This is a genomic window from Natronococcus sp. (genome assembly GCF_047921035.1).
GTDB lineage: Archaea > Halobacteriota > Halobacteria > Halobacteriales > Natrialbaceae > Natronococcus.
In genome coordinates, this window is record NZ_JBLRWX010000244.1 from 1 (window position 1) to 691 (window position 691).

General features: G+C 52.8%; 1 pseudogene. It reads right to left on the minus strand.

Annotated elements, in window-relative coordinates:
* Nucleotides 1-379, minus strand: a pseudogene (locus ACNA7R_RS20505) (IS630 family transposase); the annotation flags it as partial.
* Nucleotides 380-691 lie beyond the last annotated feature (312 nt).

A 691-nucleotide genomic window follows, 5' to 3' on the forward strand; every position in this document is an offset into this window, starting at 1 on the left:
CGAATTCCTCGGCAAGATAATGACGAGCTAGTTGAACGGACCATGCAGGCGCGTCAAGTCCAACTTCCTCTGGTGAGTTGTGGAGTGCTTCAACGAACCGTTCGTACTCTTCGTCGGAGAGTTCTGAGGGTCTTCCTGAACGGTGTTCGTCGTAGACGACTTCCTCGAACGGCTCGTCAGCGAGCCGTTCGAGTCGATCAAGCCACCGCGAGAGCCAGCCAGCAGTGTATCCATAGCGTTCAGCGACCTCTTCTAGCGTCGCACCATCTTCTTCGAGGTAATTGATTGCCGCCATAAGCCGCTGTGACGGCTTTTTTCCCTCGACCTCCGCCAAGACTTGGCGGAGGTCTTCGGTAGAGACATTGTCGAGAGAGGCCATATCGGAATAACGTACGCTTCTTTGAAATACTTTTAGCTGACAGTATGAATACCAGGCTATTGAGGGTGAGTCTGGACGATTGCGGCTGATAGATTACGTCTTCGTTCCCTTTGAACTGCTTTGTGATCTGACAGACCATAGTCTCTCGCGTGGTTGCTTGCTCGGTAACCTTATCACGTCGAAACGGGACAGAGGTGACCCTGTTTCCACAGGAGTCAGTTACGACTCTAGACGAGTTTGGGACACGACCAATCACTTACTCGTCGTCCGTGTCCGTACTCCCGTTGTGATCATACCGAGCTTGCCGTCCGG